The organism is Paraburkholderia domus, from assembly GCF_905220705.1.
Classification (GTDB): domain Bacteria; phylum Pseudomonadota; class Gammaproteobacteria; order Burkholderiales; family Burkholderiaceae; genus Paraburkholderia; species Paraburkholderia domus.
This window is the reverse complement of record NZ_CAJNAT010000004.1, coordinates 119577-145835: the sequence shown is the minus strand read 5'-3', so window position 1 is coordinate 145835 and position 26259 is coordinate 119577. Positions and strand designations below refer to the sequence as shown.

25 protein-coding genes, 2 pseudogenes and 1 riboswitch are annotated in these 26259 nt (G+C 59.6%); of the genes and pseudogenes, 14 read left to right on the top strand and 13 right to left on the bottom strand.

What is annotated here, in order from left to right; translation table 11 throughout:
* Nucleotides 1–101: 101 nt before the first annotated feature.
* Entirely contained in the window at nucleotides 102–1010 is a 909-nt protein-coding gene (locus KHO31_RS10875; protein WP_201074485.1) for a LysR family transcriptional regulator, read from the top strand.
* A 253-nt stretch (nucleotides 1011–1263) separates the two neighbouring features.
* On the opposite strand, the gene KHO31_RS10870 is transcribed toward KHO31_RS10875, so the two are convergent.
* On the bottom strand, nucleotides 1264–2385 hold the full coding sequence (locus KHO31_RS10870; protein WP_211623280.1) for a polyamine ABC transporter substrate-binding protein: 1122 nt from the start codon (nucleotides 2383–2385) through the stop codon (nucleotides 1264–1266).
* 629 nt (nucleotides 2386–3014) lie between these two features.
* Between KHO31_RS10870 and KHO31_RS10865 the strand changes: the two genes are divergently transcribed.
* The 3 genes from KHO31_RS10865 (at nucleotide 3015) to KHO31_RS10855 (ending at nucleotide 5329) form a co-directional block, all read left to right on the top strand.
* Nucleotides 3015–3173, top strand: coding sequence for a hypothetical protein (locus KHO31_RS10865; protein ID WP_201074481.1), 159 nt, complete (start codon nucleotides 3015–3017; stop codon nucleotides 3171–3173).
* Between the two features lie 71 nt (nucleotides 3174–3244).
* Entirely contained in the window at nucleotides 3245–4420 is a 1176-nt protein-coding gene (locus KHO31_RS10860) for an NHL repeat-containing protein (protein WP_236071176.1), read from the top strand.
* A 150-nt stretch (nucleotides 4421–4570) separates the two neighbouring features.
* Entirely contained in the window at nucleotides 4571–5329 is a 759-nt protein-coding gene (locus KHO31_RS10855; RefSeq protein WP_201140748.1) for a hypothetical protein, read from the top strand.
* A 116-nt stretch (nucleotides 5330–5445) separates the two neighbouring features.
* On the opposite strand, the gene KHO31_RS10850 is transcribed toward KHO31_RS10855, so the two are convergent.
* From KHO31_RS10850 to KHO31_RS10830, 5 genes are all read right to left on the bottom strand, one after another.
* Entirely contained in the window at nucleotides 5446–6036 is a 591-nt protein-coding gene (locus KHO31_RS10850; RefSeq protein WP_201085623.1) for a TMEM165/GDT1 family protein, read from the bottom strand.
* A gap of 10 nt (nucleotides 6037–6046) precedes the next feature.
* A riboswitch (yybP-ykoY riboswitch) is annotated at nucleotides 6047–6232 on the bottom strand.
* A gap of 77 nt (nucleotides 6233–6309) precedes the next feature.
* Nucleotides 6310–6525: a DUF1289 domain-containing protein gene (locus KHO31_RS10845; protein ID WP_211623279.1), complete on the bottom strand. Its 216-nt coding sequence runs from the start codon at nucleotides 6523–6525 to the stop codon at nucleotides 6310–6312.
* Nucleotides 6526–6528: 3 nt separating this feature from the next.
* Nucleotides 6529–7818: a CDF family Co(II)/Ni(II) efflux transporter DmeF gene (gene dmeF / locus KHO31_RS10840; protein ID WP_211623278.1), complete on the bottom strand. Its 1290-nt coding sequence runs from the start codon at nucleotides 7816–7818 to the stop codon at nucleotides 6529–6531.
* A gap of 8 nt (nucleotides 7819–7826) precedes the next feature.
* A complete protein-coding gene (locus tag KHO31_RS10835; RefSeq protein ID WP_201074472.1) occupies nucleotides 7827–8102 on the bottom strand; it encodes a metal/formaldehyde-sensitive transcriptional repressor in 276 nt (91 codons plus the stop codon).
* Nucleotides 8103–8214: 112 nt separating this feature from the next.
* On the bottom strand, nucleotides 8215–8688 hold the full coding sequence (locus tag KHO31_RS10830; protein WP_201074470.1) for an SRPBCC family protein: 474 nt from the start codon (nucleotides 8686–8688) through the stop codon (nucleotides 8215–8217).
* Nucleotides 8689–9280: 592 nt separating this feature from the next.
* Here KHO31_RS10830 and KHO31_RS10825 point away from each other — a divergent pair.
* Entirely contained in the window at nucleotides 9281–10399 is a 1119-nt protein-coding gene (locus tag KHO31_RS10825; protein WP_211623277.1) for a polyamine ABC transporter substrate-binding protein, read from the top strand.
* Between the two features lie 70 nt (nucleotides 10400–10469).
* Here the strand turns inward: KHO31_RS10825 and KHO31_RS10820 are convergent, their stop codons facing one another.
* Complete coding sequence (locus tag KHO31_RS10820; RefSeq protein ID WP_211623276.1) at nucleotides 10470–11285, bottom strand: carbon-nitrogen hydrolase family protein; 816 nt, start codon at nucleotides 11283–11285, stop codon at nucleotides 10470–10472.
* 133 nt (nucleotides 11286–11418) lie between these two features.
* Here KHO31_RS10820 and KHO31_RS10815 point away from each other — a divergent pair, with 133 nt between their 5' ends.
* Complete coding sequence (locus KHO31_RS10815) at nucleotides 11419–12213, top strand: response regulator transcription factor (RefSeq protein WP_211623275.1); 795 nt, start codon at nucleotides 11419–11421, stop codon at nucleotides 12211–12213.
* A gap of 415 nt (nucleotides 12214–12628) precedes the next feature.
* Here the strand turns inward: KHO31_RS10815 and KHO31_RS10810 are convergent, their stop codons facing one another.
* On the bottom strand, nucleotides 12629–13576 hold the full coding sequence (locus KHO31_RS10810) for a LysR family transcriptional regulator (protein WP_211623274.1): 948 nt from the start codon (nucleotides 13574–13576) through the stop codon (nucleotides 12629–12631).
* Nucleotides 13577–13763: 187 nt separating this feature from the next.
* On the opposite strand from KHO31_RS10810, the gene KHO31_RS10805 reads away from it, so the two are divergent.
* Nucleotides 13764–14498 (top strand): SDR family NAD(P)-dependent oxidoreductase, encoded by a 735-nt coding sequence (locus KHO31_RS10805; RefSeq protein ID WP_211623272.1) that lies wholly within the window; start codon nucleotides 13764–13766, stop codon nucleotides 14496–14498.
* A 354-nt stretch (nucleotides 14499–14852) separates the two neighbouring features.
* On the opposite strand, the gene KHO31_RS10800 is transcribed toward KHO31_RS10805, so the two are convergent.
* Complete coding sequence (locus KHO31_RS10800; RefSeq protein WP_236071174.1) at nucleotides 14853–15416, bottom strand: hypothetical protein; 564 nt, start codon at nucleotides 15414–15416, stop codon at nucleotides 14853–14855.
* Between the two features lie 452 nt (nucleotides 15417–15868).
* Here KHO31_RS10800 and KHO31_RS10795 point away from each other — a divergent pair, with 452 nt between their 5' ends.
* The 3 genes from KHO31_RS10795 to KHO31_RS10785 all read left to right on the top strand — a co-directional run bounded on the left by KHO31_RS10795 (nucleotide 15869) and on the right by KHO31_RS10785 (nucleotide 20722).
* The gene (locus KHO31_RS10795) at nucleotides 15869–16309 is read left to right on the top strand and encodes a hypothetical protein (protein WP_097395218.1); all 441 of its coding nucleotides are present in this window, start codon (nucleotides 15869–15871) and stop codon (nucleotides 16307–16309) included.
* Between the two features lie 1082 nt (nucleotides 16310–17391).
* Nucleotides 17392–20172 (top strand): CHAT domain-containing protein, encoded by a 2781-nt coding sequence (locus KHO31_RS10790; RefSeq protein WP_211623270.1) that lies wholly within the window; start codon nucleotides 17392–17394, stop codon nucleotides 20170–20172.
* Nucleotides 20096–20722, top strand: coding sequence for a LysE family translocator (locus KHO31_RS10785; RefSeq protein ID WP_211623269.1), 627 nt, complete (start codon nucleotides 20096–20098; stop codon nucleotides 20720–20722). Before KHO31_RS10790 ends, KHO31_RS10785 begins: the two co-directional genes overlap by 77 nt.
* A gap of 6 nt (nucleotides 20723–20728) precedes the next feature.
* Here KHO31_RS10785 and KHO31_RS10780 read toward each other — a convergent pair.
* Nucleotides 20729–20926 (bottom strand): annotated as a pseudogene (locus tag KHO31_RS10780) (4Fe-4S dicluster domain-containing protein); the annotation flags it as partial.
* A gap of 79 nt (nucleotides 20927–21005) precedes the next feature.
* Between KHO31_RS10780 and KHO31_RS10775 the strand changes: the two are divergent.
* Both KHO31_RS10775 and KHO31_RS10770 read left to right on the top strand, forming a co-directional pair.
* Nucleotides 21006–21407 (top strand): hypothetical protein, encoded by a 402-nt coding sequence (locus KHO31_RS10775; RefSeq protein ID WP_201074445.1) that lies wholly within the window; start codon nucleotides 21006–21008, stop codon nucleotides 21405–21407.
* Between the two features lie 171 nt (nucleotides 21408–21578).
* Entirely contained in the window at nucleotides 21579–22037 is a 459-nt protein-coding gene (locus KHO31_RS10770) for a hypothetical protein (RefSeq protein WP_201074444.1), read from the top strand.
* 225 nt (nucleotides 22038–22262) lie between these two features.
* Here the strand turns inward: KHO31_RS10770 and KHO31_RS10765 are convergent, their stop codons facing one another.
* From KHO31_RS10765 to KHO31_RS10755, 3 genes are all read right to left on the bottom strand, one after another.
* Nucleotides 22263–22643 carry a hypothetical protein gene (locus KHO31_RS10765; protein WP_211623268.1) on the bottom strand — a complete coding sequence of 127 codons (381 nt, stop codon included), beginning with the start codon at nucleotides 22641–22643 and terminating at the stop codon, nucleotides 22263–22265.
* 129 nt (nucleotides 22644–22772) lie between these two features.
* Nucleotides 22773–24230 (bottom strand): NCS1 family nucleobase:cation symporter-1, encoded by a 1458-nt coding sequence (locus KHO31_RS10760; RefSeq protein ID WP_211623267.1) that lies wholly within the window; start codon nucleotides 24228–24230, stop codon nucleotides 22773–22775.
* Nucleotides 24231–24574: 344 nt separating this feature from the next.
* Complete coding sequence (locus tag KHO31_RS10755) at nucleotides 24575–25294, bottom strand: hypothetical protein (protein WP_211623266.1); 720 nt, start codon at nucleotides 25292–25294, stop codon at nucleotides 24575–24577.
* Between the two features lie 327 nt (nucleotides 25295–25621).
* Here KHO31_RS10755 and KHO31_RS10750 point away from each other — a divergent pair, with 327 nt between their 5' ends.
* Nucleotides 25622–26029, top strand: a complete 408-nt coding sequence (locus KHO31_RS10750) for a PPC domain-containing DNA-binding protein (protein ID WP_211623265.1) — start codon at nucleotides 25622–25624, stop codon at nucleotides 26027–26029.
* A gap of 55 nt (nucleotides 26030–26084) precedes the next feature.
* A pseudogene (locus tag KHO31_RS39220) lies at nucleotides 26085–26165 on the top strand (LysR family transcriptional regulator); the annotation flags it as partial.
* Nucleotides 26166–26259 lie beyond the last annotated feature (94 nt).

The following is a 26259-nucleotide window of genomic DNA, read 5'->3' as shown; positions in this document are numbered from 1 at the left end:
CTGCTATCTCCGTCGTTAGGTGGTGAGCCATTGTGATACGGGTTACACTTGATGAAAAATGATGTTTCTTGGTCGAATCAATCAACTTTTCTCATATCTCCATGCAACGTGTCCCCTCCCTGAAGTTGCTGATGGGCTTCGAAGCGGCCGCGAGGCTGGGCAACTTCTCCCGCGCGGCCGACGAACTGCACCTGTCGCAATCGGCGATCAGCCACCAGATCCAGCAACTCGAGGAGCAACTGGGGCAACCGCTGTTTCGCAGAATCGGCCGTGGTGTGGAATTGACAGTCGCTGGCGAAGTGCTGCAACGAAGCGTGCAGCGCTCGATGGAAACGCTGCGCAGCGGGCTCGGACGGATCGCCACGTATCTGGACCCCGGGCTGGTCGTACTGGTGTGTCCCGCGCCGTTGCTGCACGGCTGGCTGCAACCGCGTCTCGATCAATTGCAGCAGGTGCTTCCCGATTTATGCCCGCTGCTCTCCACCGACGAGAGCGCGCGTTATGTCGATGAGATCGACGTCGATATGACGATCGGCGCGCGGCCGATGCAACAGGCCGGTCTATTGGAGATGCCGTTTTTGCAGGACGAGTGGGTGACCGTGTGCGCAACGGAACTGGCGGCGAAACTGGACCGCGTGCCGCGCGCCAAACATCATTTGCATACGGGCCTGATCTGTCTGGAAGAGAACCTGACCAGCGAGAGCACCGCGCCGATATTCCGCGGGCAACTGTCGGCCTATCGCATGAACGCGATCTATGACGATCAGCGTCTTGTGCTGGACGCCGTGTTGCGTGGGCGCGGTATTGCCTGCCTGTCCAGGCTGGTGGCGCAAGGCAGTATCGATCAGGGCGCTTTGACCATCCTGGCCGATTACCCGCGTTTGCCGGGCATGACATGGTGGATATCGCGAGTGGCCGAGCAGTCGCGTTCACCCATCGTCGAGCAGATGTTCGAATGGTTGCTGGCGCAGGGCAAAGAAGCCGATTCCGGCCATGGTCCCGAGGCCTAGCCTGGTTCAGGACCACGGCCGGCTCATTCATGCGAGGAGTTCTCTCGCCGCGCAGTGGATGCCACCGCCACCCGGTCTCCGGCGGTCTGCATGTCGCGACGTCATCCATGCGAGGCTCGCTAGGCAGACTCACAAGACGTGCTGCGATCAGGGAAAGGTTGCCCGCGCACTACCGGCGCAGGCGGGCTAGCGTGCTGGTAGTTTCATGCGATGCAGCGAACAACGGCCGCTGAAATCAAGCCGTTTTACGCGATTAGCGACCGGCCTTGAGTTGCGCCCAAAGGCGGTTTTCCAGCCGGACAATGTCGATAGGCAACGGCTTCATCAGAGTCATTTTGCTCAGCACGTCATCGCCCGGATAAACGCTCAGATCCTGCGACACGACCGAGTCGACGAACGGCCGGGCGGCACGGTTCGCGGTCGGATAGAACACCTCGTTGGTGATCGCCGCATTGACCTTCGGGTCTTCGATATAGTTGATCCACTTCATGGACGCTTCGGGATGCGGCGCGTCTTTCGGGATCACCATCACGTCGAACCACAGCAGGCCACCTTCCTTGACGTTCGAAAAGCGGACCTCATAGGACCGTTTCGCTTCGGCCGCGCGCCGCCGCGCAATGCCCACGTCGCCGGACCAACCGATGGCCACGCAGACATCGTTATTCGCGAGATCATTGATGTAGCCCGACGAATTGAACTGGGTGATATAGGGCCGCACCTTCTTCAGCAGATCGAAAGCGGCCTGATAGTCGGCGGGATTCGAACTGTTCGGATCCTTGTGCAGATACTGCAGCGCGGTCGCAAATGCGTCGGCGGCCTGATCGAGGAACGAGACGCCACAGCTTTTCAGCTTCGAAACGTTAGCCGGATCGAACACCAGCGCCCAGCTGTCGACGGGCGCGTTCTCACCCAGCGCTTTCTTCACTTCCTGCACGTTGTAGCCGATGCCATCCGTCCCATAGGCCCAGGGCACACCGTATTGCGCGCCCGGATCGGCATCTGCGATCATTTTCATGAGTACCGGGTCGAGATTCCTGAGGTTCGGGATCTGCGACTTGTCGAGCTTCTGAAGCATGCCCGCCTGAATTTGCCTCGCCATGTAGTTCGACGATGGCACGACGACGTCGAAACCTGAACTCCCCGCCAGAAGCTTGGCCTGCAGCGTATCGTCACTGTCGTAGTTGTCGTATCGCACGTGGATCCCAGACTCCTTTTCGAAGTTCGGGATCGTGTCTTTGGCGATATAGTCCGACCAGTTGTAGACGTTGAGTTCAGCATCGGCCGCCTTCACTGGCGGCGAGCAAGACAGATGAATTCCCGTGATCGCAACAAAAACAGCACCCGCGACCTCATGACGAAGATGACAAAAGCGCATTGTTGTTTCCCTTGAAGGTAATAGATTGGCGTGAAGGTAGGTAGGAATGTGGAAGAAGCCAGCAGGCGAGCGGATCGCCCTGTCCGGACATCCCCCTCACGCAGTCGCGGCACTGTGCCGACGAAAATCCGGGCTGCTGAGTACTGGCACAGGCCATTCTTTCTTTTGCGTCAGAACCATATTTCTATTTGCTTTCTACTCCTATCTATCTACGTGATCTGAATGGCAACAGGAATGAATAGATGGCCGTTTCCCGCGCGGTATCGCGTCTTTCGCCTTGCCGACGGGTGAGCCATTGTGGGTCGAACAATATCTGATGAGAATTGATGTTTTTTGTTTGATTTGATCAATTTCTCTCATGTCTTTCGCAGCGAAGCAGCGGGAGACATGAAAAACCGCGCGCCGACCCGGAGCTAGATCGCGGCGAAGCTCCGCAGAGTGCTCCCCGAAGATGATGGCGGGTTATCCCATCGGCGTGACCGAGTCGACGCCGCGGTCCCTGGCGGCCAGCAACTACTTCAACTTGAACGGACTGGTGTGCCATGACAGGAAATTCCGCGTGGTCACGCGGGAATATTTGTTCCTGCCAGCCGTTTACTGCGCACGGACGATCCCGTTCCGCTTTTTGCATGAAGCACGCCTCACTTGCCACGCACCCGCCGGCAAAGGGTCAGTATTTGCTGGTTTACAAGATCCGCCCCACCGTTGCCGACGCTGCGCAACGCCCGTTCGGGTTGCAAGGCAGCAGTGCTGGTACCCGCCGCGCGGGCACGGGCGAAATCCGCTAGCGGCGGCCGGCACGCACTGCGTGCAGCGACAACAGTGCGCCCGCCCCGTGGCCTTCTTGGAGAGCCCAGTCATGAACCCCGTCATACACGGCTTCAATCCGACAATCGACCGGCAACCCTGTCAGCGCGTCGTCCGTGCAAAAGACCGCACGCTGAAACACCTGCTGCTGGCCGCCTTGTACGGCGCCAGCCTCGCCCTTTCGGCAGCGGGCTCCGCCCTTGCCGACGAACTCACGCCGCTGCTCCCGCCGTCGTTCGTCACCTCATCGACTGTGCCTGCCAACGGTGACGTCAATCCGTATGGCGTCGCCTTCGTGCCCGACGGATTCCCCAGGTTCGGCACGATCGCCGCAGGCGACCTGCTGGTCTCGAATTTCAACAACGCGCAGAACGCGCAGGGCACCGGCACGACAATCGTCAAGATCGTGCCGAACGACAAGCCGGTCACGTTCTTCCAGGGTGCCCCCGGTCTTGGCCTGAGCACCGCACTCGGTGTTCTCAAGGGCGGCTTCGTACTGGTCGGCAGCGTACCGACCACGGATGGCACCTTCAAGACGATCCAGCCCGGCGTGCTGCTGGTGCTAAATCGAACTGGCAACATCGTCGCGCAATGGACGCCTGCGACGGCGAAGATCGACGGCCCCTGGGATCTGACAATCTTCGATCAAGGCGACCATGCGAAGGTGTTCGTATCGAACGTGCTGAACGGGACGGTCGTGCGCCTCGACGTGAGCGTCGACGACAACGGCGTTCGTCTCAACCGCGCGACGCAGATCGCCTCGGGTTACCCGTTTCACAGCGACCCTTCGGCACTGGTGGTAGGCCCGACCGGACTCGCCTACGATCCGCAGCGCGACGTACTCTATGTCGCGTCCACCGTCGACAACGCAATCTTCGCGGTATTCGGTGCGGGCAATTCGCAGCACGACGGCGGCAAAGGCGTGGTGATCTATGCGGACAACGCACATCTCCACGGTCCGATCGCACTAACCTTCGGACCGAACGGCCATCTGTTCGTCGCGAACGGCGACGCGATCAACAGCAATCCGAAGCAGCCGAGCGAAATCGTCGAATTCACGCCGCAAGGCCGCTTCGTCGCGCAGCTTCCTGTCGACCCGGCTCAAGCCGGTGCCTTCGGACTGGCGTTCTCGCAACCGCGTCAAGAGTTCGTGCGCTTTGCAGCGGTCGACGACAACACGAACACCGTGACCGTCTGGAAGGTGCCCTTCGAGAATGGTGGGCAATAGTGCGCAATGGAATGACGTGCCAAGCCGAGCATCCACCTCACTGGGGCCAGCCACTTCGCAATGCGTTCGCAGTATCAAACGTGTGCGAAAGATGGAATAGACGCCTTCGCGAAATCGTTTAGACGACGTACGAACCAACGGCAGACTTCGATGAGCACTCGACAACAGCACGTCATCCGTTCTATCAGCGCAGGGCTGCTGATTGCATCCGTTGCGTTGTTCGCTGGCTGCGGCGGCGGTGGTGGCGGTAGCGGTAGCGCAAGCAGCACGTCAATGATTTCGATCGCTGGTACCGCGGCAACGGGCAAGGCACTCGCGAACGCGACGATTAGCATCGACTGCGCGCGCGGTGCGATGTCGGTCGCAGCGGATGCGAACGGAAACTACCACGCGACGTTCGGCGCAGTGTTGCCGTGCATGATCTCTGCGACTTCGGGCGTGACGATCCTGCATTCCGCAGCGTTCGCTGGCGGCACGTACAACGTCACGCCGGAGACCGATTTGTTGTTGTCATATCTCGCGGCGCAACTCGGTACGAATGAAAACGGGCTCATCACCGGCTTCTCGACGAACACGCAGTTTCAGCAGACGCTGCAGAATCAGACCGACGTTCTGACTGCGCAGGCCGCTGTCGCCCAGGGTCTGCAGCAGAAGTATGGTGTTACGCTTTCCACGCCCAATTTTCTGACCACCGCATTCACTGTCGGCCAACCAGGCGAGGACAGTGATCTAGAAGCGCTCCTCGCTCGTGGCGCAATCGACACCAACGGCGAACCGGACGCAGCCGCCGTCACACTCGTGGTCACGGCGGGGGCTGCACATCCGATTGCGACATCGCCCAATACCAGCACAGGCGGGAGCGGTGGATCCGGAGCGGGCGGCACCGGAAGCGCTGGCGGCATGATGTGAGACGGCTGGACATATGACGCCCTTGATTCACCGTTCGACGTCTCTGAACCCTAGGAAATCTCAAGGCATGCGCCGGATATAGCACATACCTCGAACGTACGGAACGAGCGCTTGAACTAGAACAGCGGGTGCGCTTGCGGGTACAGCGCGGTCCTGAGGGCGAGGCCACCAAGACAAACGAAGATGACGGCGGCCAGAATGTGGACCGCCTTTGTTGGCAAGCGGTCGGCGAATTTGTGACCCAGGTAGATGACGGGCACATTTGCCAACATCATGCCGAGCGTTGTGCCCGCGACGACGCCGAAGAACTCATGAAAACGCGCAGCCAGGGCAATGGTCACGATTTGAGTCTTGTCGCCCATCTCGGCGACAAAGAACGTAACGGCCGTTGTGCCGAAGACGCCCATCGAATTTTTCGTCAATACCGCATCGGCGTCGTCCAGCTTGTCCGGAATGAGAATCCACACAGCCATAACCGCAAACGATACGACAACTGCCCAATTCAGGACGTTAGGGCTCAGAATACTTGCCAGCCACACGCCCAACGCACCCGATGCGCCATGGTTGAGGAGTGTTGCTGCAAGCACACCAAGGATGATGGGAATCGGTTTGCGATATCGTGCAGCAAGCACAAGGGACAGGAGTTGTGTCTTGTCGCCAATTTCAGCGAGACCAACCACACTGGTCGAAACGAGGAAGGATTGCATGGGGTCTTGTATCCGGGCCGCGCAGAAAGAACGCGATGACGCGCATTCCGGCGACCCGGTTAGGTCGGAATGCGTGTCATCGGTCTTGCCAGGCACTTGGCTGCGCACGCCATAGCAAGTCTCTCGACTCGCCAAGTATGTTGACGTGCGCCCTCGAACATGGCGTTCGAGGCGGCTACTCCCCAATGAGCAGGCACGATTTTACCGCGCCGTGCGTTACGGAAGCAAGTTGCCATACCGAAAGCGCGTGGCGAATAGCGGCGCTCCCTGGATTCAGTTATTCGAAGTTGCAGCGCCCGGGGACAACGCCAGGGTGTCCCGCAGCAGCTTGGCCTGTCGCCGTGCCCGGTCGTTAATCACCTGATGGCGCCGGTGGTCGGTCATCTTCTTCCAGCCGCGAATTTCATCCAGGGTACGAAAACATCCAACGCACAGTTTGGTCTTACCATCGAAAGCACACACGTCGATGCACGGCGACTTGACTGCCATGGATCAGGCCGCCGCGTGTGAAGGTTGTACTTCAACGGTGACATGCGACAGCCCCTTGAAGCGTTCGAGCACCGCGTGATAAAAGCGCGAATCACGCTGGGGTTCACCCGTTGCCACTGATACCACGGCGCTCATGTGACCTGGACCCACCCGCCATACATGCAGGTCGACGACCTTGTCGCCACGGTCCTCGATGGCGTTCCGCACGTTCTCCGCCATGCGCCGATCGGAGTTCATGTCGAGCAGAATTGCGCCGGTGTCACGCATCAATCCATAAGACCAGTTTGCAATCACCAGCGCGCCGATGACACCAGCGAGCGGGTCCATCCAGAGCCAGCCAAATGCACGTGCCAGTAAAAGGCCGATGATAGCCAGCACGGAGACCGCCGCATCCGCCATCACGTGGATGTATGCCGACCGGATGTTATGGTCGCGGGTCGCTGCTTCATGTGCGTCGACGTGGTGCTCATGTTCTTCGAATTCCACTTCGTGCTCGCCGTCCGGCATCCGCACGATGGCTTTGAAGGCGTGCGGTTCAGGGATGTCTTCCTTCGATTCCAGATAGCCGCCACGGTCCGCGAGCGCGAATACCTGTTGCGTCCCATCGGGTCGCACCGTCGTAACGGACACCGTCGAGGCGTCCAGTCGCGAACCATCCGTCGCCGGTGTAATGCGGAAAACGGGTGGCACGCCATCCTCGAAGATGGAAACCGCAAACACGCCAGACGGCGCGAAAATCTTCTGCCCTTCGTCTTCATGAGCATGGTCGTCATGACCATGCTCATGCCCGTGGCTATGACCGTGACTATGACCATTGCTATGACCGTGGTCACCGCCGCTCAACAGCCACACGCTTGCCAGGTTGACTAGCAAGCCGACCACCGCGATAGGAATCGCTTCGCCGAAGTGAATAGGCACCGGCGACAGAAAACGCGACACTGCCTCGTAGCCAATCAGCACTGCAATCATTGCCAGCACGATGGCACTCGTGAACCCTGCGAGATCGCCCAGTTTGCCGGTGCCGAACACGAAGCGGGAGTCGGTGGCGTGCTTGCGCGCATAGGTGTACGCGAGGGCCGCAATCAGCATTGCTCCGGCATGCGTCGACATGTGCAGGCCGTCGGCGACAAGCGCCAGCGAGCCGAACATGCTGCCGCCGACGATTTCAATCAGCATCATCGCGCTGCACAGCGCAATCACAGCCCACGTCTTGCGCTCGTTCTTTTCATGACCGGCACCCAGAAAGATGTGGTCATGTCCTGCGCCAAATGCGGCGTTTTTAAAATCACTCATGTTCTGCTCTACTTGAAATAGCTGTGAACGACTTCGATGAGCTGGTCAGTCGCACTGCCGGCCGATTCTTCATGAGTTTCCGCATCGACGAGATGGGTGCGGATATGGTCCTCCAGCACAACGGCCAGCAGGCCATTCATCGCGCCGCGGCAGCTGGTTATCTGCTGCAGCACGTCAATGCAGCCCTGCTCTTCCACGAGCGCCCGCTCAATGGCTTCCACCTGCCCCTTGATGCGGCGAACGCGGTTGAGAAGCTTTTGTTTCTCACGAATGGTGTGGCTCATTAATGATCTCCCATATACCGAGGGGGAGTATATGGCAAATAGGGTGGAGGGGTATACCAAATCGCTTCAAACGAAAGTTGTTCGAAAGCATTCGCCTGAGCGACCTCATCAACTAGCTGCTTGCACAGGCGAGCCGCCGCGCTAGCGCCGCGCCGCCTTCACGCATCACTGCATCGTGGTTCCATTGGAAAACCGGTCGTAACAACGGCGCCAATGCGTTCATCCATGTGCGGTTCGTACGCACACACCAGTCATAACGGACCACGGTGAGGTTGTGTCCGCCGGTCGAAAAGCTCCAGCGGCCTGCGCCTTCGACGTCGCCAGTGGCTTCCCCCTCCAGCGCGACCAACGGCTCGACACGCGTCACCCGCATATCGAAGACGAGACGATAGGGCAACCAGCCTTTCCACGTATAGCGTTGTACGGCCCCCACGCCCTGATCGGAACCCGCGTCCAGCTGGTCCACGCGCTCGACGTTATGCCACCATTCGGGCCAGCGCGCCGAATCCTGGATTGCCGCCCAAACGTCCTGCACTGGCGCGTCGATGCGCCAAATCGTGGAGAAACGGTATTCGACCGGCCGCAAGCTGCCTCCATTCTTAGTATTCTTCTAGAGATTTTGTCAGATGCTCACCGCACTTACCATCACGGGCGAAACAGCGCCGCGTTTCTACCCCTCGATATCTCGTTGAGCCATCTGGAACAAAACGTAGGACAGCTAGAGGCAGCTGGCTAGGGCACGAGAACCGCCGGCCGCGAGCTGCATCCCGGCAAAACCCGGCCGACTGCTGCCTGACGCAACCGCCTCATGTCAACCCACAAGAGACCTTCGATGTTATTTTCGACGACGGTCCGGTCATGGGGGCGCATCGGACATTGGGAAAAATCAGCACGAACGCCTTCCCGCAGACGAATCAAACAAACAAACGGCTTTACATATTCAAAACCTAACCGTGACGCTGGCAAATGCCACGTGTTCAGAAAGGCGAATATCTGCCCCACAAAGTCAGGTTCGCCTGTTTGGCGTAGCGGTCCGGAGCGGCCGCACAGCTCCGTTCTGTAAGGTTTGATTCAGGGATGTACCCCTCCCGGGTTAACCGATCGACGTGATTATTGAAATCAACGGCGAGCCGCATACTTGTCCTCATTAGCTGACAACATCGACGGAGGAAAGTGGAATGGTAGGGGACAAAAGGAAAGGACTGAAAACGGCCTGCGCGGCGCTCGTACTGAGTGGGCTCGTATGGCACGGCATGCCGGGCGCACAGGCCGAGGACCAGGTAGTCAACGTCTACAACTGGGGCAACTCGATCGGCAAGAGTACGGTCGCGAACTTCGAGAAGGCCACCGGCATCAAGGTCGTCTATCAGGAGTTCGATTCGAACGACACGCTTCAGGCGAAGCTGCTCGCGGGCACCTCCGGTTATGACGTCGTGGTGCCGTCCGACTACTACTGGGGGCGTCAGTTGCAGGCCGGTATCTATCAGAAGATTGAGCGGTCGCACATATCGAACTACGCGCTACTCGACCCCGAGATCATGAAGACCCTCGCGAAGGACGATCCGGGCAACCAGTACGGCATTCCGTGGTCGTGGGGCACCGACGGCCTTGGCATCAACGTCGAGAAAGTGAAGGCTCTGCTCGGCGACGACGTTCCGCTTGACAGCTGGTCGCTGCTGTTCGACCCGAAGTACGCGCAGAAGCTCAAGAGCTGCGGTATCTCCCTCCTCGATTCGCCCGCCGACGCCTTCACCGCCGCGCTCATCTATCTGAAGAAAGACCCCAACTCTGATAATCCTGCCGACATCCAGGCCGCCTATGAGGCGGTCAAGGCGATCCGCCCGTACATCTCGCAGTTCAACTCGAGTGGCTACATCAACGACCTCGCGGGCAATGACATCTGCATCGCGCTCGGCTGGTCGGGTGATGTCAACTCCGCGCGCATCTCCGCCGCCGACGCCCACAAGTCGTATCACATCAAGTACCTGATTCCGAGCGAAGGCACGCCAATCTGGTTCGACATGATGGCGATCCCGAAGGACGCGCCGCATCCCGATGCCGCGCAAAAGTTCATCGACTTCGTGCTATCGGAGAAGGAGAGCGCGGCCCTGACCAACGACACGTCGTATCCGTCCGCAGTACCGTCGTCGCGGCATCTGGTACGTCCCGAGGTGCTCGCCGACCCGGCCGTGTTCCCGTCGCCCGAGGTGTACCGCAAGCTGGTCATCACCAAGCCGGTCACGGCACCACTGATGCGTCTCGAGAACCGTCTTTGGGCGAAGCTCAAGACCGATTGATCCTGCTTACTCGTCCTTTCTCCGCGCCCGGCCGTGCGGCCGGGCAGGAGTTGATCGATCCGAAGATCGCTCAGGGAATCAGCAGCTCGCGACGTCCGTCAGGATGTTCAACGCGCTCGCCCGGGAACGGCAGGCGCTGGTCGGCGCGGTAGTTGTAGAGAGCGCGCGCTGCCGCGATCTGCGCGAAGTCCAGCTCGACGGCGTGGCGGCTCTCCTCGCGCCCCGCTTCGAACAGCATGCGCCCGAACGGATCCACTGCAGCGCTGCCGCCCGCAAACGTGATGTCACCGCTGCCTTCGCCGACCCGGTTCGCCATCACGGCGAAGACCTGGTTCTCCTGGGCGCGCGCCATGATCGCCGTGCGGTGGACATGGCCGAACGGCTCCATGTTGCCATTCGTCACGAGTAACAGCTCCGCGTCCAGTTCGATGAGCGCGCGTGCGCTCTCGGCAAATTCGATGTCGTAGCAGATCAGCAGGCCGAGGCGCACCCCGCGCCATTCGACCGTCGCGTATCGATCGCCGGGCAGCACGACGCCATGCTCGGAGACCCACAGGTGCGTCTTGCGATAGCTAAGCGCGACGCCCTCCGGCGTGACGAACACCGTCGTGTTGTAGAACTGGCCGCGATCGCGCTCGATCAGCCCCGTCACCACGGCGACGTCGTGCTCGCGCGCGGCGTCCTTGATTGCGCTAATGCTCGGGCCGTCGAGCGGCTCGGCCAGCGCAGCAAGCTCTTCGACTTCGAGAAAGCCGGTCATCTGGGCTTCAGGGAACAGGACGATATCGGTGTCTGCAGCGCAGGTGGCGATTGCCCGTAACGTGCGGTTCAGGTTGTAGACCGTGTCGCCGTCGCGACCGGCCAGTTGTACGATTTCAATCTTCATGGTTGGACCTTTTTTGATGAGCGGATCTTTTGCCGCATACTCTTGAGCCTTCGCCCAAGGGCGAATTCAAGTATGACTTTTGCCGCCGTTTTTAATAATCACGTCGATTGGTTAACCCGACGGGGGTACGCGCATGAATCTCACCTTGCAGGACGTGGCGTGGCACCGGTCGGTCGGCCAGCTCATCGAGTGTGTCGATCGCCCGGGCTTCTGGCTTGCGCTGACACGACACTTCGACGAGTACGTGAACGTTGACAGCTGGGTCGCGCTGCTATTCAGCAACGGCCGCCCGCACGTGTTCGCCGAATCGCAGTATGAAGGCGACGGCCCGGATCCGCTCTTTAACGACTACGTGAAGGGTCTGTATCTGCTGGATCCGTTCTATATTGCCAATCGCGAGGCGCTGAAGAGCGGGCTCTTCCGTCTGTCCGATGTCGCACCGGAGTGTTTCGACCAGACCGATTACTACAAGCTCTATTTCACGCACAACGTCGTCTCGGACGAGGTGCAATACAACGTCCAGCTCGACGACTCGCGCACGCTCTGTCTTTCGCTCGGCCGCAAGAAGCGCTTCAGTCCGGAGGAGATCGCCCTGCTCGACCTGATGCGGCCCTGGGTGGCCGCGTTGATGCGGCAACGGATGTTCTTCGAAGGTGTACTCGCGGAGAAAAGCGCCGCGCCGCAGACGCCTCAGTGGCAAGGCAGTCTCGAAGAGGCGATGAAGCAGCGCGGCACGCCGCTCACCGCGCGCGAGCTGGATGTCGTCAGGCTGATGCTGAGCGGCCGCTCGAACAAGGAGATCGCGTACAAGCTCGCGATCTCCGCCGAGACGGTGAAAGTCCATCGCCGGAACGTCTATGGGAAGCTCGATATCAAATCGCAGTCGGAGCTTTTCTCGCTGTTCCTGAAGGCACAGATCGAGTCGTAGCGATCGGTCCGCCTGGCCCGTGGGCTGCGTAGGCCCTCGCCGCACAAGCAGGTCCGGACCACGCGGGAATGTCCGTTGTCCGGGCGGCACCGACGTTCGAATGTTCGCATGAGAACGCGGGCCAACGGCGGCTACTGGCCGTTGAACTCTGCCCGATGCCGACGCGCGTCAGAACTCTCAAACCGCGCATTGCGCAGAGGACTGCAGCCGACCCTGAAGCGACGTTGGATCCATCACCACATCTTCGGCAGCTTCCAAACTACAGCGGCCATCCATTCCAGCCAGTCGCCAAGCGGATCATCGGGCTTAGCCAACGGTCACCCTTCAGGCGCCGTGCAGCGGCTGCTCGTCCCTTTGCGGACATCCGTCGAGGAGCGGCAGGCCGTACTGGCTGTTGCTCACGCGTGGCGGGCCTTCACGCTTTTTTGCCTTTGTGTGAGACGGAGCGCTTGCCGGCACTCTTTGAAAAGCGATGACGATTGCGAAGGAGCGCAACCAGCCGCATCTCGCATTCGGAAAACGAGTACCCGCGCCGCTGCGAGATCATGAACGTGAGGGGGCGCATGTGCCATGCGCGCCGTTGGAGTTCGACAAGTGTTCCATTCGCGAGGTCTTCCGCAACCATATGATGCGGCATGTGCCCCCAGCATAAGCTTCCCCTGAGCAAATCGTGCTTCGCGCCGAGGTCATTCACCAACCACTGGCGTTCACCGGCGACCCCCTGTTGTGTCTTTTCCGCGTCGGGCTGATTGTCGGTTACGACGAGTTGAATGTGCCGGCCAAATTCCTCCCGCGGGATCGGCCCCGCGATTGCAGCCAGCGAATGCGATGGCGCACAAACGGTCACCATTTGCGCTTCACATAAATGCTCCCTTTCTATGGTAGCCGGGCTCAACTCCGGCACGTCGGTGATCGTCACCGCCAATGCGCACGTGCCTTCGAGAACCAAATGCTCGCCGCCTTGCATCGTCGTCACGCGCAGATTGATTGCAACGGTTGGAAAGTCCGACTGCAGCCTGCGCAGGCATTCAATCAGGTGCGCACGCGGAAAATAGGTATCCACTGCAATCGAGACCTGTGGCACCCCGGCTTCAGCAATCGCAACCGCGCGCATCTTCATTTCCTCGGTGCGTGAGATCACTCCACGAGCATCAGGCAGGAGGCTGCGGCCCGCGGCCGTAAGCGTCGCTTTGCGAGCGTTGCGCTCGAACAGCACCACATCAAAGGCACTTTCGAGCGCGCTGATCGCGTGACTGATCGCTGACTGTGCACGCCTCAGCTCCCGTGCAGCCCCGGAAAAGCTTCCCTGGTCACACACGGCAACGAAAGCCCGAAGTTGATTGATGGTGACGTTATCGAGCATACGTATCCAAAGAGTAGATGGCAGTTATAGATATTTAGTCAATTGGCTTTATGAATCAAGACCTTCAGAATCGTGTCCGTCGCTTTTGTTTCGGCACTCACAGTTAAAGGGTTCGGGTTCTATGTGTTCATGCGGTTCATGAATACAGTTCCCTGCTTCCGAACGACTCCAATAAAGGATGCATGACATGAACAGACTAAATGGAAAGACCGCCGTGATCACCGGTGGCGCTACCGGCATCGGTCGCGCCGCAGCAACGCGCTTCATCGAGGAGGGCGCCTTCGTCTTCATCTTCGGCCGGCGGCAGGAAGCGCTCGACGCCGCTCTGGCCGACCTCGGACCCAATGCCCGCGCCGTGAAGGGCTCGGTCTCTGATCTGGCCGACCTCGACCGACTCTACGCAGCGGTGAAGGCCGAGCGCGGAACCCTCGACATCGTCTTCGCAAATGCCGGGGCGGGAAGCCAGCTTGTGCTCGGCAAGATCACCGCCGAGCACATTGACGAAACCTTCGACACCAATGTGAAGGGTACGATCTTCACGGTCCAGAAAGCGCTGCCGCTGATGGGCAAGGGCGGTTCGATAATCCTGACCGGATCGAGCGCTGGCACCACGGGCGCCCCGGCAATGAGCGCCTACAGCGCGAGCAAGGCGGCAGTGCGCAATCTCGCGCGGAGTTGGGCGGAGGACCTGAAGGGCACCGGCATCCGGGTAAACGTACTGTCGCCCGGGGCGACGGCGACTGAACTCGCGAAGGAAGCACTAGGCGAGGAGGGCCAGAAGGTCTTTGCCTCGATGACTCCGCTCCAGCGCATGGCCGATCCAGCGGAGATCGCAGCGGCGGCCGCCTTTCTCGCGTCGCCGGACAGCAGCTTCATGACCGCCAGCGAAGTCGCCGTTGACGGCGGCCTTGCGCAACTCTGACCCGCTACGCCCGGCCGGGCACTCCATTCGATACTCGGAGCCCGTAGGGCGTGGTAAACCGAAGGAAACATGGGCAGGCGTCGAACAAACCTCAAGAGAATCTGACGTGCGAACAGCTCAGCACGAAAGACGTCGAGCGTCGCCATGTGGCCGGTCACTGCCTGACGGCGATCGGCGGCACACGGCGACCCTAAGGAATCGGCCAACTTTCCTGATAGCAGTCATTCCCCGGTGCTCAACTGTGGACGGCAACAACCAATTCGCTTGCTTCGGGCGCCTTACACCAAGCGCTGGAGCGCGGTGCTCAAGTGCCGGGAGAGTTCATGCCGCCGCACGTGCTCCCGGAGAAGTCGGTTACTTGGGCGGCGGCAGCGAAGGATCGAGCTTGGCTGAATCCCTGACGAGCTGATCCGTCATTGCGGCCGCGACAGGGTTCGAGCCCGTGCCTGGCTTCGAGCTACGTTGGTCCATGGCGGCGCGAGCGGCCGACATATCCGGCGGAGGCAATGATGGATCGAGCTTCGCCGATTCCCTGACCAGTTCGTCCGTTTCCGGTGTCGAGCCTTGAGTCGTTATCGCGCGACGGTCCGGACCGTCTCGTCCACGCTGGGCGCGCTGCGCCGGAACCACTTTCGGCGCACCCGAGTTCTGCACGTTCACCGACGCGACTGCCGTCGATGGCGCCTGCTTCGGTTGTGCCTCCGGTTTCGGTTGCACGGTGACTTGTGCGGCGGCCGGACTGGATGCGGGTGCGGCCGTCATGGGCGCAGGTGCCAATGCCGGAGCGGGCAACGACTGCTGCGCGATGGCAGTACTTGCCGTGATTGCGCCGGATGGCGTCGACTGGCCGATGCTGCCTTCCGTCACCTGATCGCCGACGCGCGAATCGACGACTGGAGGATGTGCGGATCTATCCATGGCGGCCGTTACTTCTGCCATTGAGCGGCGGTCCGCCTGAAGGAGCATCAGGTACGTGATCCCTGCTGCTCCGAGCAGGAGCCCTCCAATAATCATCAAAATCTTTCGGGTATTCATCATGCTTACTGACGGATCCTGCAAACGACGTGAGCCAGCCATGATAAACGACTGACTACGGCTTTAATCAGACAAATGACGGCAATGGCGGACGTGCCGGGCAGGAATGGACGAGCGATATCCAGAGAATTGCTGGGTCGTCCGCCCTGTAGAAGCGGGGATTTGCGCGCGTGACCGCCGACTGCAGCCTGACGCCAATTGGTACCGAAAACGTTTCACTAAAACGCCATCGGATCATTTTGTTACACCTCTTACCGAGGTCCGAACTACCGGGTTACAAAAACCTTTCGGAGGGCGGTTATACTCGGCGCCGTCCCAAAAACTAAAGACCTTTTATGTCGAAGAGAATCTTCCAGATCGTTGCCATTGCAGCGCTCACCACTGCAGCGTCGTTACCTGCGGTGGCCGGCGATATGAACAATGCCCTTGGCGGCGCGCTCGGCGGCGTAGCCGGTGCTGCTCTTGGCGGCGCAGTAGGCGGCAGCACGGGTTCCGTCATTGGCGGTGCAGTCGGGGGCGGCGCCGGCGGTGCAGTCACGTCAAACCGCAGGGAACGCACGGGCGCCATCATCGGTGGCGCGCTCGGGGGCGGCGCCGGCACAGCGGCAGGCAATGCGATGGGCGGCCGCACGGGCGGCCTCGTCGGCGCAGCCGTGGGCGGCGGCGCGGGTTCGGCGCTTGGCGGCAACATGTCGCGGTCCAATTCGTACGCGGACGACTATGCCCGCGGCTACCGACCGGACAAGCGCCATCACAAACATCGCCACCATGACTGAACGTTAAGCAAAAAACGGCGTGGTTCAATTAAAGGGGTTAAGCCCGAAACGCCGAATACCATTCGCAGCGCTGCACGGGCGATTCTCATGTGAGCCAGAACCGGCGCTTGATGAACCACGCCAGCCTCTTCAATCGCCATAGCGACGCAAGACTCCGACCGCGATGAAGCACTCCGCGATTCTCTCCATCGCGCTCTGTCTGGGCCCGCCCGCACCACCTCGTGGTGACAGTCGTATAGAGGAAAACCAGGGATCGAACTACCCGTAGCGATGGTCGCCAGACAGGTCGTGTCGAAGTGGATATTCGCCATCATGCGGAGTGGTGGTAATTCGCATGTCTTTTCCCCGACTAGGAAGCAACCAAACTCGTCGGTGCACCGGCTGCATCCGCAGGCCAAAGCGGTCATCCGTAGGCCATCGAGCGCCGCGCTCAACGAATGGCCGCTTGCGAGCGAAGCTTAAGGCCGGGGTTGACCCCGTTCGGCCGTTCGACACTCGGTCGGCCCGACTGGTCATCCGCCACAATCAACATGGAGCCCTCGCCGCTAGGCATCATTCTTTGCACAGGCCAGAAGTCCGAACAGATTGAGCTGCTGGACTGGACAAGTCAGGCATCCATGTTGACGACCTTACCGCCGCGGGCGGTGCTGGTGGAGCGGCTGCAACTAGCGACTCGGAAAGCTCAATGGCAGATCGAGCAGCACAGCACGGAAGCAGACGCTGACCTAGCGGCTGTCCGTCGATTGTTCGAACTATTGCTGAATTTCACGAAGAAAGATGGCGACCGGGCTGGGAGCGCATACTCGAGACTCGAGACTCGAGGTCGCCCGGAAAGATAGTGCGGCACCGGGGCGTGGTTCCCGGACGCGATCGAGACTGTAGTGCTCAAGATGGTGGCTGGTCTTGTAATCGGCATGGGCTGGTGCTTGAATGGGTAACTATTCGTCAGCGATCAGGCGTCCTCCCAGCACCCACCGGGGCCGACCATGCAAAGCTATGCGCCATGGCACTCTCGCCTGATTGCGTCTCTTGCGCTGTTGAGCGTCTGCGTCTCGTGTGGGCCGGGGCCCGGCCCAAATTCAATGCCGTCGATCAACTCAGGACCCGCGTTGGCGTCGACGAGCCCACTGCCTACCGACGAGTTGCTTGTCGAGCAGCAACTGTCGACAATTTCGGATGGAGCTCAACGGTACGCCCTGCTCGACAAGCTCGCGAGCACCTACTTCCGCGAAGGAAGAGTGGCGGACTCGATGCGGATTCGCGAGAAGATTGTCTACGACGGTCATATATCGGCGGGGCAACGATCGCTTGCGGCTTCGAATTTAGCGAATTCTTATGCCACTGCTAGCGACTTTGTTAGCGCCGACCGGTTGCTGCAAAAAGCAAAGTCTCTTGCGAGCAGCACCACTGCTGCCGAGCTCGAACAACTTCCACGTAACCCCGCATACGCTGAAATGTTCGCGGAGTCAGAGTTCGAGCGCCGTTATCTCAACCGCCATGATCTCGCCCTATCGGCACGTAGGGCAGTCATCAGTCTGGCGTGGCGTGATTTGAACGATCCATCACTGAGCGAACATCGGCACCGCCTAGCAGTCGACGAATTATTCGACCACCTGTCGGAACCCGTTCGCACGATGGTTGAGAACAATCGCAGAATGGAGGCGTTGAGCTATGCGAATGAAATGCGTTGGATTATGCAAACGCATCAGGATCTACATCTAAATGCTTTTCAGCGTGGCGAAGTTGACTACGCCCTTGCCATCGCCCTTTCATCGAACGATGACTATGACGGAGCCTTGGCTGCCATCAGTGCCACTCTCGACGAGTTCCGAAAATCGGACCTATCTCCGAATTCAATCTCTTATTCAGAAGCGAGACGCGCCCGACTAATGATTGCTTTGGTACAAGGGCGAATACGCGAGTATGCCGCAGATGCGGATGGGTGGGCGGCGGCGGCCTCGGTGAACCCGGTGGTGGGCAAAAATGAAGGCAGCGGAGAGCGGGCGTCGTTAATATTAGCGTCCCGCGGACAATGGCGAGAAGCTGACGAAAAAATCACCTCTGCGATGGCTGGGGAACTCCGGCGATACGGCGCAGGCGCGCCATACTATAAATCAGATGCGGCATTGAAAATCTTGTATGAATTAAACGACCCTAATTCAACTATAACGAACGGACAAGTCATTAAATTCGCGTCTGAGATCACTGGATCACCCGGCAGCTGGGACGCGTCGAGCACCGCAGGCTCGCTCGTGGTCGACGGCGCACTGCAGTTATCCATGAAGAGGCTGATGGCCGGCAACGACAGGGATCAACGCGTAGCGTTTCGCATTGCTGAGTTCTTTCATACAAACGCTACTTACGGCGCTATGGCTGATGGTGCAGCGCGACTCGCGGCCTCCAATCCTGCTCTCAGGGCTCTCGTCGAGCAGGAGCAGGAAATTCGCTATCAGCAGAACACGGCACGTCTGGCCCTCACGCTTGCGGTCAGTCAGCTTTCGTCATCACGCAATGGAGGCACTCTCTTACAGCAGAGCGCCGCAGCATCAGTTGTAAAGCGGGAGCAGAGTGCTGTGGGTGAGGTGGACGAACATCTGGCGAGCATCCGCAAACAGATTGAGAAGGAGTTCCCCGCGTACAAGGATCTGGTCGCTCCTGAGCTACCAGATCCTGCGGCTTTAAGTTCGACACTCCGTCAGGGGGAGGTCTACATTGACCTCTACGCCGCACGCGACGAAGCGTACGCATTTGTCGTGCGCCCAGACGGCACATTCAAAGCTGTACGGCTCCCAACATCGCGCGCCGACTTGAAGAAGCAGATCATTGCCTTGCGCACTATATTTGACGCTGGTTCCCCGCCAGCACGACCTGGCGACCCGAGCGGTTTCAATCTGGCCGCGTCCGTGGGGTTGTACCAATCGCTCATTGCACCCATTGCAGACGAGCTTCGCGAAGCTAAAACGGCATACATCGTAACAAGCGGGCCCCTTGCCAGCACACCTTTCGACGTCCTTGTAACAGAGCCGACCGAAAGTCTGGAGAGTGCAAAATGGTGGATCAGCTCCATCGCGACGGTACGGCTGCCGAGCGCGTCTGCGTTGGTAATTGCAAGGGCGCATCCCTCGCCAAATGCCAGCCAGCCTTTTGTCGCATTTGCGGATCCGAGCTTCAGCGGCGCGGCGGCGGCAAGGTCCGCAACCGAAGACCCGCCAGGCTTGCAGAAGGGTACGGCTTCAACTCCGGCTCAATCCCATTTCGACTACCGGCGCGTCGCTCCCCTTCCGGAGACCCTTGACGAGGCGCGGTCTATTGCTACAGCACTTGGCGCTCCGCAGAGCAGCATTGTTTCGGGGACTCAAGCGACGCGAAGTTCGGTTCTGAAGGCCGATCTATCCACAGAACGGGTGGTGCTTTTCGCGACACACGGGGTCATTCCGGGCGAGCCGCCGGAGTGGCACAAGTCCGGTCTGGCTTTAGCCTACGAAGGGAACGGACTCCAGGATTCGATTCTGACGGCAGACGACATTGTGACGTTACGCCTGAATGCAGACTGGGTGGTGCTGTCGGCATGCAACACAGGGCTGGCCTCCGGTAACGCCGGCGACGCCGTGTCGGAACTGAGCCGGGCGTTTTTTGCCGCAGGCGCGCGCACGATGCTGGTCACCCAATGGGCGGTGGAATCCCGTTCAGCCGCAGACGTCACGACCACCGTGTTCAAGACGCTCTCCGCAGATCCTTCCCTGTCAAAAGCAGAAGCCCTTGCGCAGACCGAACGAGACATGCTGAATGGCAAAGACGGCGCGCTTTATCGCCATCCGTACTATTGGGGCGCTTATGTTCTCGACGGCGACGGCGCTCGGTGAGTTTTGGCGAACGATTGCTCAGGGACGTATGGCAGGCCTATGCGCCGCGTTCGGAATTAATCTCGGCGCTTACGTGCACTTACTCGTTGCGGTAACGGGTCTCTCTGCGCTTGTCTTAGCATCAGCCACGGCGTTCACCGCGTTGAAGTGGGTAGGCGCGGCATACCTGGTCTATCTCGGCTTGGGAGCATTGCGCTCCAAGGGGAGCTTGGCTCTTCCCCTCGGCGACACCGGGACGAAAGCTTTGCGGCTCATTTTTTGGCAAGGCTTTCTCAGTGATGTCTTGAACCCGAAAGTGGCGCTGTTTTACATCGCATTGCTTCCCCAGTTTATGAACGCACACGACCCAAGTCCAGTGAAGCATCTCGTCGCGTTAGGCGTGGCTGGCAACATGGTTGGAATAGCAACGAGTATTATCTACGTGTTTCTCGCAGCGCGAATGACAAGCGCGCTTCGCCGCAACCAGGCTATTTCCTCCTGGTTGACCAAGGCGATGGGAGCTCTGTTTGTCGGACTAGGCCTGAAGTTGGCAACAGAAAAAATCCAGTGAGACCGATCACATATTCGAGTGGTTCGGACCATTACCGCCCTCTGGCGTCACCCAGACGATATTCTGGGTCGGATCCTTGATGTCACAGGTCTTGCAGTGCACACAGCTCTGCGCGTTGATCACCAGCCGCTCGCTGCCGTCATCGTTCTTCACGAACTCATAAACCGCGGCCGCGCAGTAGCGTGACTTCTGACCCGCATATGTCCCGCTGTGCGCTTCCTGACCTCTCGGGCAGGATGCCATTACAATCCAGCACTTCGATCCGACAACGGTGATTTGCGCCATGAAATACCTTCTTGCATCGACACTCGCGGCGGTCATCGCGCTGGCAAGCACAGCCGCGACAGCCCAAACATCCGCGAGCAGCGATACGCCCAAACTGGAGTGCGCCATTGGGTATGTCACCGGTATCGGCGGAGCGGCACAGAGCTTTCGTGAATATCTTGCGACCCCCGAAAGAGACCGATATCGCTACCTTGCAGACAACCCGATCCAATGCAAGGTCTCCGACGAGGGTCGCGCGTCTGCCTGTACCGGTGTCACGAACCTTCGGCATGAAAAAGTCAGCGTGTACGACGACATCGACAACACGACGATGGCCGTAGTCGCACGCGTGGAACTCGAACACGGGACATACCCGGTGATTATCGTTGTGCGAAAGCAGGACGTGCAGTGCGAGGAGTGAATGCCCCAAGGCATTCGCAGATGACGATTTTGATGGATTGTTTTTCGCGTAACGAAAACGTCACCGAGAGCGCAAGTGCGTGTAAATTCGGATCTTGTGGTTTCCGACCCGCCACTGTGTTTTCAAATCAGTCGTCATCGGAGTGGGTCCTACAGTCTTGCAGGAGCCGGTATGAGCACGAAGCACAGCAAAAAAGAACATCTTGAAGCTGCGGCGTCACATCACGAGCAGGCGGCGCGATATCACCGCGCGGCATCGCGGCATTTCGAGGGCGGTAAAGACTACGCCCACGCCGCACACGAGGCGATGATGGCCCACGGCCACACCTTGCACGCAATCGATCAGGCACACGACGCCGGTGCGCACAGCGCCAGTACGCCGCCCGGAGCGCCTGCATCGACCGGCTCCGGCGCAAACAGCGCAAACGCGGCAAAACTTCACGCGACGGCAGCGGAGCTTCACGATCAAGCGGCGCAGCATATGCGCCACGCCGTCAAACTCTTCGATCAGGACCGCAGCGCAGTCGCCCACGACGCGCAGCTAGCGCTCTCCCTCGCACTGCGCGCTTTGTCCCATGGCAACGAAGCTGCCAGACTATTTGTCAAGCTCGCTCCCGTCGAAGGTTCATGAGCGACGCTGTATGAATTCGGAACCCGTGACATCGGGTCTGGCGGAGCATTTCAGGGTAAAGCGGTTCCGTTGACGTACGCTCATTGAGCATACCGAAAGCTGAACCGTTACCTTCACGGCACTGGCGCCGTGCAGCACCAGCTTGTGCTGCGGATCTACGGTCGCGGGCCGGCCGTCAAGATCCGCACACGGTGCGCACGGCTGAATCCAGCGCTCAACTCGGGACTATGCCTTTCCCAGCCAGTCTGCCGCAACGGACTTTGCATGCGCGACGGCTTCGTGCGCGTCAAGGAATACACCGAGTTGTTCCCAATGTTCTTCGACCGCGTAAGTCCCCTTCATACCGAGTGCCCTTTGTACGCGCAATTGCGCCGCGTACTTGCCGTCCTCCAATGGTCGAGCAGTTGCAACCACTTTGTGTGGAAGATCAGATCGCTCCGGCTGAACCAACTCAACAGGACCGCCCAGCGCGCCGATATCGTTCAACGCGTTCCTCACTTTGCAGTCTGGGCAGTAGAAGCACCACCCCTCGTTCTCTTGAACAGTTCTGACCTGCCCGCGGGCCAGCACGGCGCGACATTCAACGTTTTCGCAGATGAACGGCATAGCAGTCTCCGGAGTTGTTTGCGAGAAATCCTAGCATGACCGTCGACAGCAAACCATCGGCATTGTTGCCATGCCTGTTCCGCATGCCAGAGGCCAAGACTCGCCCCTACCCGTCCCCCAGGAAAACCCTCAAGCGCGGGTCGGCGCGATCGCAGCACGCGGCCGCAGCGTCGCCATGATCAGGTACATGCCGCCGCCGATCACCACGCCGAAGAACCACCCATAGGTATTCCACCAGACCGGCAGCAGATTGGTGAAGTTAGGCAGGAAGGTCGAAAACACGCTGCCGACCGCCGCGGAGACCAGCGCGTTGATGTTCCAGCCGCCTTCGTAGCGGTACTCGCCGTGCTCCTGGTAGAGCGCCGCGACGTTGATGTTGCCCTTGGCCACCAGGTAGTAGTCCACCAGAATAATCCCCAGCAGCGGGCCCATCGTGGCGCCGATGGCGTTCACGAAGTGCGCGGCGTTACCTTCCCACGGCGCGAACGGATAGAGCACCAGTGCGATAGCCGCGGCGATGTATCCCCCCTTCTTGAAGCTGATCCGTCTGGGGAACGTGTTGGAGATGTCGAATGCGGCCGAGACGAAATTGGCCACCACGTTAATGCCCAGCGTGGCGACTGCGAAGGTCAGCGCCGCAATGAGTGCCAGTACCCAGCTGTCGAACTTGGCGGAGATCTGTTCTGGGTGAAGCAGCACTTCGCCGTACACCTTGAAGGCGGCGATGGTGGTGACGCCGGCGACCAGCGAGAATGCGATCAGGTTGATCGGCAGGCCCCACAGGTTTCCTTTCTTCACTGCGTCGCGATTTTTCGCATAGCGCGAGAAGTCGCAAAAATTCAGGTACAGCGCCGCGAAGTAGGTGATCCAGGTCGCGCCCACTGCCATCAGTGCCCAGAACGAGCCTGGCTCGCCGCTGACGCCGGCGTCACTGGTCTTCTCGAGCAGCACGCTCATCGGAATGCCGCTGGTGAACGAGAAGCCGCCGGCCTTGACGCACAGGCCAATCGCCAGGATCAGCATTGCGACCCACACCGCCGGACCGGCCCAGTCCTGGAATTTGCGCACCGTCTCCATACCCTTCTGGATGATGAGCAACTGCAGCGCCCAGATGATCACGTAGCAGATCACCTCCAGCCCTGAGTGGCCGAGCCACTGCGTGCCCTTATGAAACGCCATCAGGCTGTCGCTGCGGATCAGCAGCGCGACCATCGCGCCAGAAGCGGCTGCCGTCTGCGCGCCGTACCAGAAGCAGGCCACCACGGCGCGCACCATGGCCGCCAGATTGGCACCCCACACGCCAAAGGAGGCGCGCGCCAGCACCGGGTAAGGCACGCCGGTCTTCTCGCCAGCGTAGCCGATCAGGTTCATGAGCGCGAAGATCACCAGCGAGCCGATCCCGATCGCCAGCACGAAGTTGATGAAGCTGCCGCACAGCAGAAACAGGCTGGCGGCGAGGTAGTAGCCCCAGAGGCTGTGCACGTCCGAGGTCCAGACGTTGAAAATGCTGAAGGCGCCCCAGTTGCGCTGTCTGGCGGGCGCAAGATCTTCGTTGTAGAGGCCCGGGGAAGGATCGCGGATTTCCATCTGTCATCTCCTTTGAGTTCGTGGAACTGAGGAAACACCGCCGGGCACTCCTGGGTGGAGATGCCCCCGCGTCTGAAGCCAGTTGGTATGCAAGAACTGTATGTGCTTTACCGCATCGTTTCGAATGGGTTAACCCTGGTCGAGATACGTGCTACCGCAAGCCAATCGCGCAGTTCCACGCACGACGAGCGCCATTGCAGGTTCGTCGTTGTCATCCACATGACCATCCGGCAAAGTCATTATTGCCCGACAAAAAAACCATGCCAGCTCGACGCGCGGTCGGCCTCCGTCCTTCCCGATGACGTCATCAGGAAGGACGGAAAACCGCCTGTACTTTTGTTACCTTAAGCCGTGGTCGACACCAGGCTACCAACCGTTTGCATATGCGAATTTCCTTTGAGGTTATCCGCGAGCGTCTGCACAAACGACTGCAACGATGTGCCCGAGTTACTGTCGCCGAGTGAGCTCAACAAAGCCTGAAAATCCGTCTGCAGCGTCGACGTCTGCGAAGAAGACGAAGAAGAATTGCCACTTGTATCCGAGGTACCAGATGCAGTAGTCGAACTCGTCGTGCTGCCAGACCCGAGGTCCTGTGCGAGTGCATTCAGCGCTCCGCCAATATCCCCATACGAAGAAGTCGCGATCGAGTTCGTGGAGCCGCTCGTGCTATTAGACGTGGAGCCGTCACTATTGCCCGGCTGCTGAAGCGACCCTAGTGTCTGAAACAGCGCCCCGAGAAAGGCCTGCAGCGCGCCGGACACCGAACTGGTTGACGTCGAATCGCTCGTGGAGGCGGTGGAAGACGCTGCCGTGCTGGACGAGCTCGAAGCGGCAGTCGTGCTCGACGTACCCGATGTAGCCGTGGTCGACGACGTGCTGCCAATCCCAAGTGCCGCCAACGCCGCCTCGAGTGCCGACAACAGCGGGTTTGAATCCGTCGAACTGATCGACGAAGACGACGAGGACGACGCCGCTTCGCAGCCGCCGCCGGTCGAGCGGCGAGTGGCGCCGACAGAAAGCAGGTTCGTGCTGGTTTGCGAACCACCTACACTTTGTATGCTCATGATGCTTGATCTCCTTACAAGGTGAGCACTCAGAGTAAGTGATGGCAACACTTCCAAATGCCTGGTAAGGGGGCAATTCCCCTTTCATCTCAGCCACCGGTAAGGCGCGGAAAGTTTTCGTTCAAAATTTGCCGCCCTTTCAACGTGCTACCTGGTTGACGTGAATTCGAAGATGTGCGGACGGCGCCCACGGTGACGATTTCCTCGGACTACCTGGCTTTCGCGCAACAGGAGGTCAGCCGGATGCCGAAGCGCCCGAGCTACCCGATTGTCGCCCAGCTCAATCCGCCTTAACCTGTCACCAAGCCCCAAACCAGGAACCGCGCGATGCAAGCACACCCTTTACGCCTTTTCCCCGGCGACGATCTGCGTGCCGCTCTCGAAGACGTGCTGCGCCAGCTCAAGTTGCGGGCGGCCTTCGTGATACAGGGCATCGGGAGCCTCAGCGTTGCCCAATTGCGATTTGCCGGAGACGAGGACTCGACTGAGCTGCGCGATGATCTGGAAATCCTGACGCTCGCTGGGTCCATATCATCTGATGGAGCGCATCTGCACATGTCGGTTGCCGACCCCCGCGGTCGAGTATTCGGCGGTCACGTGGGACGCGGTTGCACGGTCCGTACAACCGCGGAGATATTGCTGGCGCTTCTTCCCGAATATCGCTTCTCCCGCGAGCACGACTCAGGTTCGGGATTCATGGAACTGGTTATAAGAAACGAACCACCCGTGGAGTAGGCTCAACGTGTACGTCCGGACAGCGTTGCCGAATGAGGCATCTCAGCTCAATCCACTGGCGAAGTACGTTCAAAGCGGGCAGCTTAAATTAGTTTTGCCAAATATACTGCTGCCGTCAGCCGACCGGTGTGTGCATGGCGGATTGCCCCTACCGGAATCCAGAACTTGATCCAGAGTGAACTGGGCACACCACACCCAAGACCAGGCATCGCCAACATCTGACTGAAATT

Coding starts and splice junctions, on each gene's coding strand:
- KHO31_RS10870 (WP_211623280.1), bottom strand. CDS start 2,385: ATGCGCTTTTGTCATCTTCGTCATGAGGTCGCGGGTGCTGTTTTTGTT.
- KHO31_RS10850 (WP_201085623.1), bottom strand. CDS start 6,036: ATGCAATCCTTCCTCGTTTCGACCAGTGTGGTTGGTCTCGCTGAAATT.
- KHO31_RS10775 (WP_201074445.1), top strand. CDS start 21,006: ATGAAATACCTTCTTGCATCGACACTCGCGGCGGTCATCGCGCTGGCA.
- KHO31_RS10800 (WP_236071174.1), bottom strand. CDS start 15,416: ATGGATAGATCCGCACATCCTCCAGTCGTCGATTCGCGCGTCGGCGAT.
- KHO31_RS10750 (WP_211623265.1), top strand. CDS start 25,622: ATGCAAGCACACCCTTTACGCCTTTTCCCCGGCGACGATCTGCGTGCC.
- KHO31_RS10785 (WP_211623269.1), top strand. CDS start 20,096: ATGGCAAAGACGGCGCGCTTTATCGCCATCCGTACTATTGGGGCGCTT.
- KHO31_RS10820 (WP_211623276.1), bottom strand. CDS start 11,285: ATGAAGATTGAAATCGTACAACTGGCCGGTCGCGACGGCGACACGGTC.
- KHO31_RS10845 (WP_211623279.1), bottom strand. CDS start 6,525: ATGGCAGTCAAGTCGCCGTGCATCGACGTGTGTGCTTTCGATGGTAAG.
- KHO31_RS10860 (WP_236071176.1), top strand. CDS start 3,245: ATGAACCCCGTCATACACGGCTTCAATCCGACAATCGACCGGCAACCC.
- KHO31_RS10770 (WP_201074444.1), top strand. CDS start 21,579: ATGAGCACGAAGCACAGCAAAAAAGAACATCTTGAAGCTGCGGCGTCA.
- KHO31_RS10790 (WP_211623270.1), top strand. CDS start 17,392: ATGCCGTCGATCAACTCAGGACCCGCGTTGGCGTCGACGAGCCCACTG.
- dmeF (WP_211623278.1), bottom strand. CDS start 7,818: ATGAGTGATTTTAAAAACGCCGCATTTGGCGCAGGACATGACCACATC.
- KHO31_RS10835 (WP_201074472.1), bottom strand. CDS start 8,102: ATGAGCCACACCATTCGTGAGAAACAAAAGCTTCTCAACCGCGTTCGC.
- KHO31_RS10875 (WP_201074485.1), top strand. CDS start 102: ATGCAACGTGTCCCCTCCCTGAAGTTGCTGATGGGCTTCGAAGCGGCC.
- KHO31_RS10805 (WP_211623272.1), top strand. CDS start 13,764: ATGAACAGACTAAATGGAAAGACCGCCGTGATCACCGGTGGCGCTACC.
- KHO31_RS10865 (WP_201074481.1), top strand. CDS start 3,015: ATGAAGCACGCCTCACTTGCCACGCACCCGCCGGCAAAGGGTCAGTAT.
- KHO31_RS10810 (WP_211623274.1), bottom strand. CDS start 13,576: ATGCTCGATAACGTCACCATCAATCAACTTCGGGCTTTCGTTGCCGTG.
- KHO31_RS10765 (WP_211623268.1), bottom strand. CDS start 22,643: ATGCCGTTCATCTGCGAAAACGTTGAATGTCGCGCCGTGCTGGCCCGC.
- KHO31_RS10795 (WP_097395218.1), top strand. CDS start 15,869: ATGTCGAAGAGAATCTTCCAGATCGTTGCCATTGCAGCGCTCACCACT.
- KHO31_RS10755 (WP_211623266.1), bottom strand. CDS start 25,294: ATGAGCATACAAAGTGTAGGTGGTTCGCAAACCAGCACGAACCTGCTT.
- KHO31_RS10760 (WP_211623267.1), bottom strand. CDS start 24,230: ATGGAAATCCGCGATCCTTCCCCGGGCCTCTACAACGAAGATCTTGCG.
- KHO31_RS10825 (WP_211623277.1), top strand. CDS start 9,281: ATGGTAGGGGACAAAAGGAAAGGACTGAAAACGGCCTGCGCGGCGCTC.
- KHO31_RS10815 (WP_211623275.1), top strand. CDS start 11,419: ATGAATCTCACCTTGCAGGACGTGGCGTGGCACCGGTCGGTCGGCCAG.
- KHO31_RS10855 (WP_201140748.1), top strand. CDS start 4,571: ATGAGCACTCGACAACAGCACGTCATCCGTTCTATCAGCGCAGGGCTG.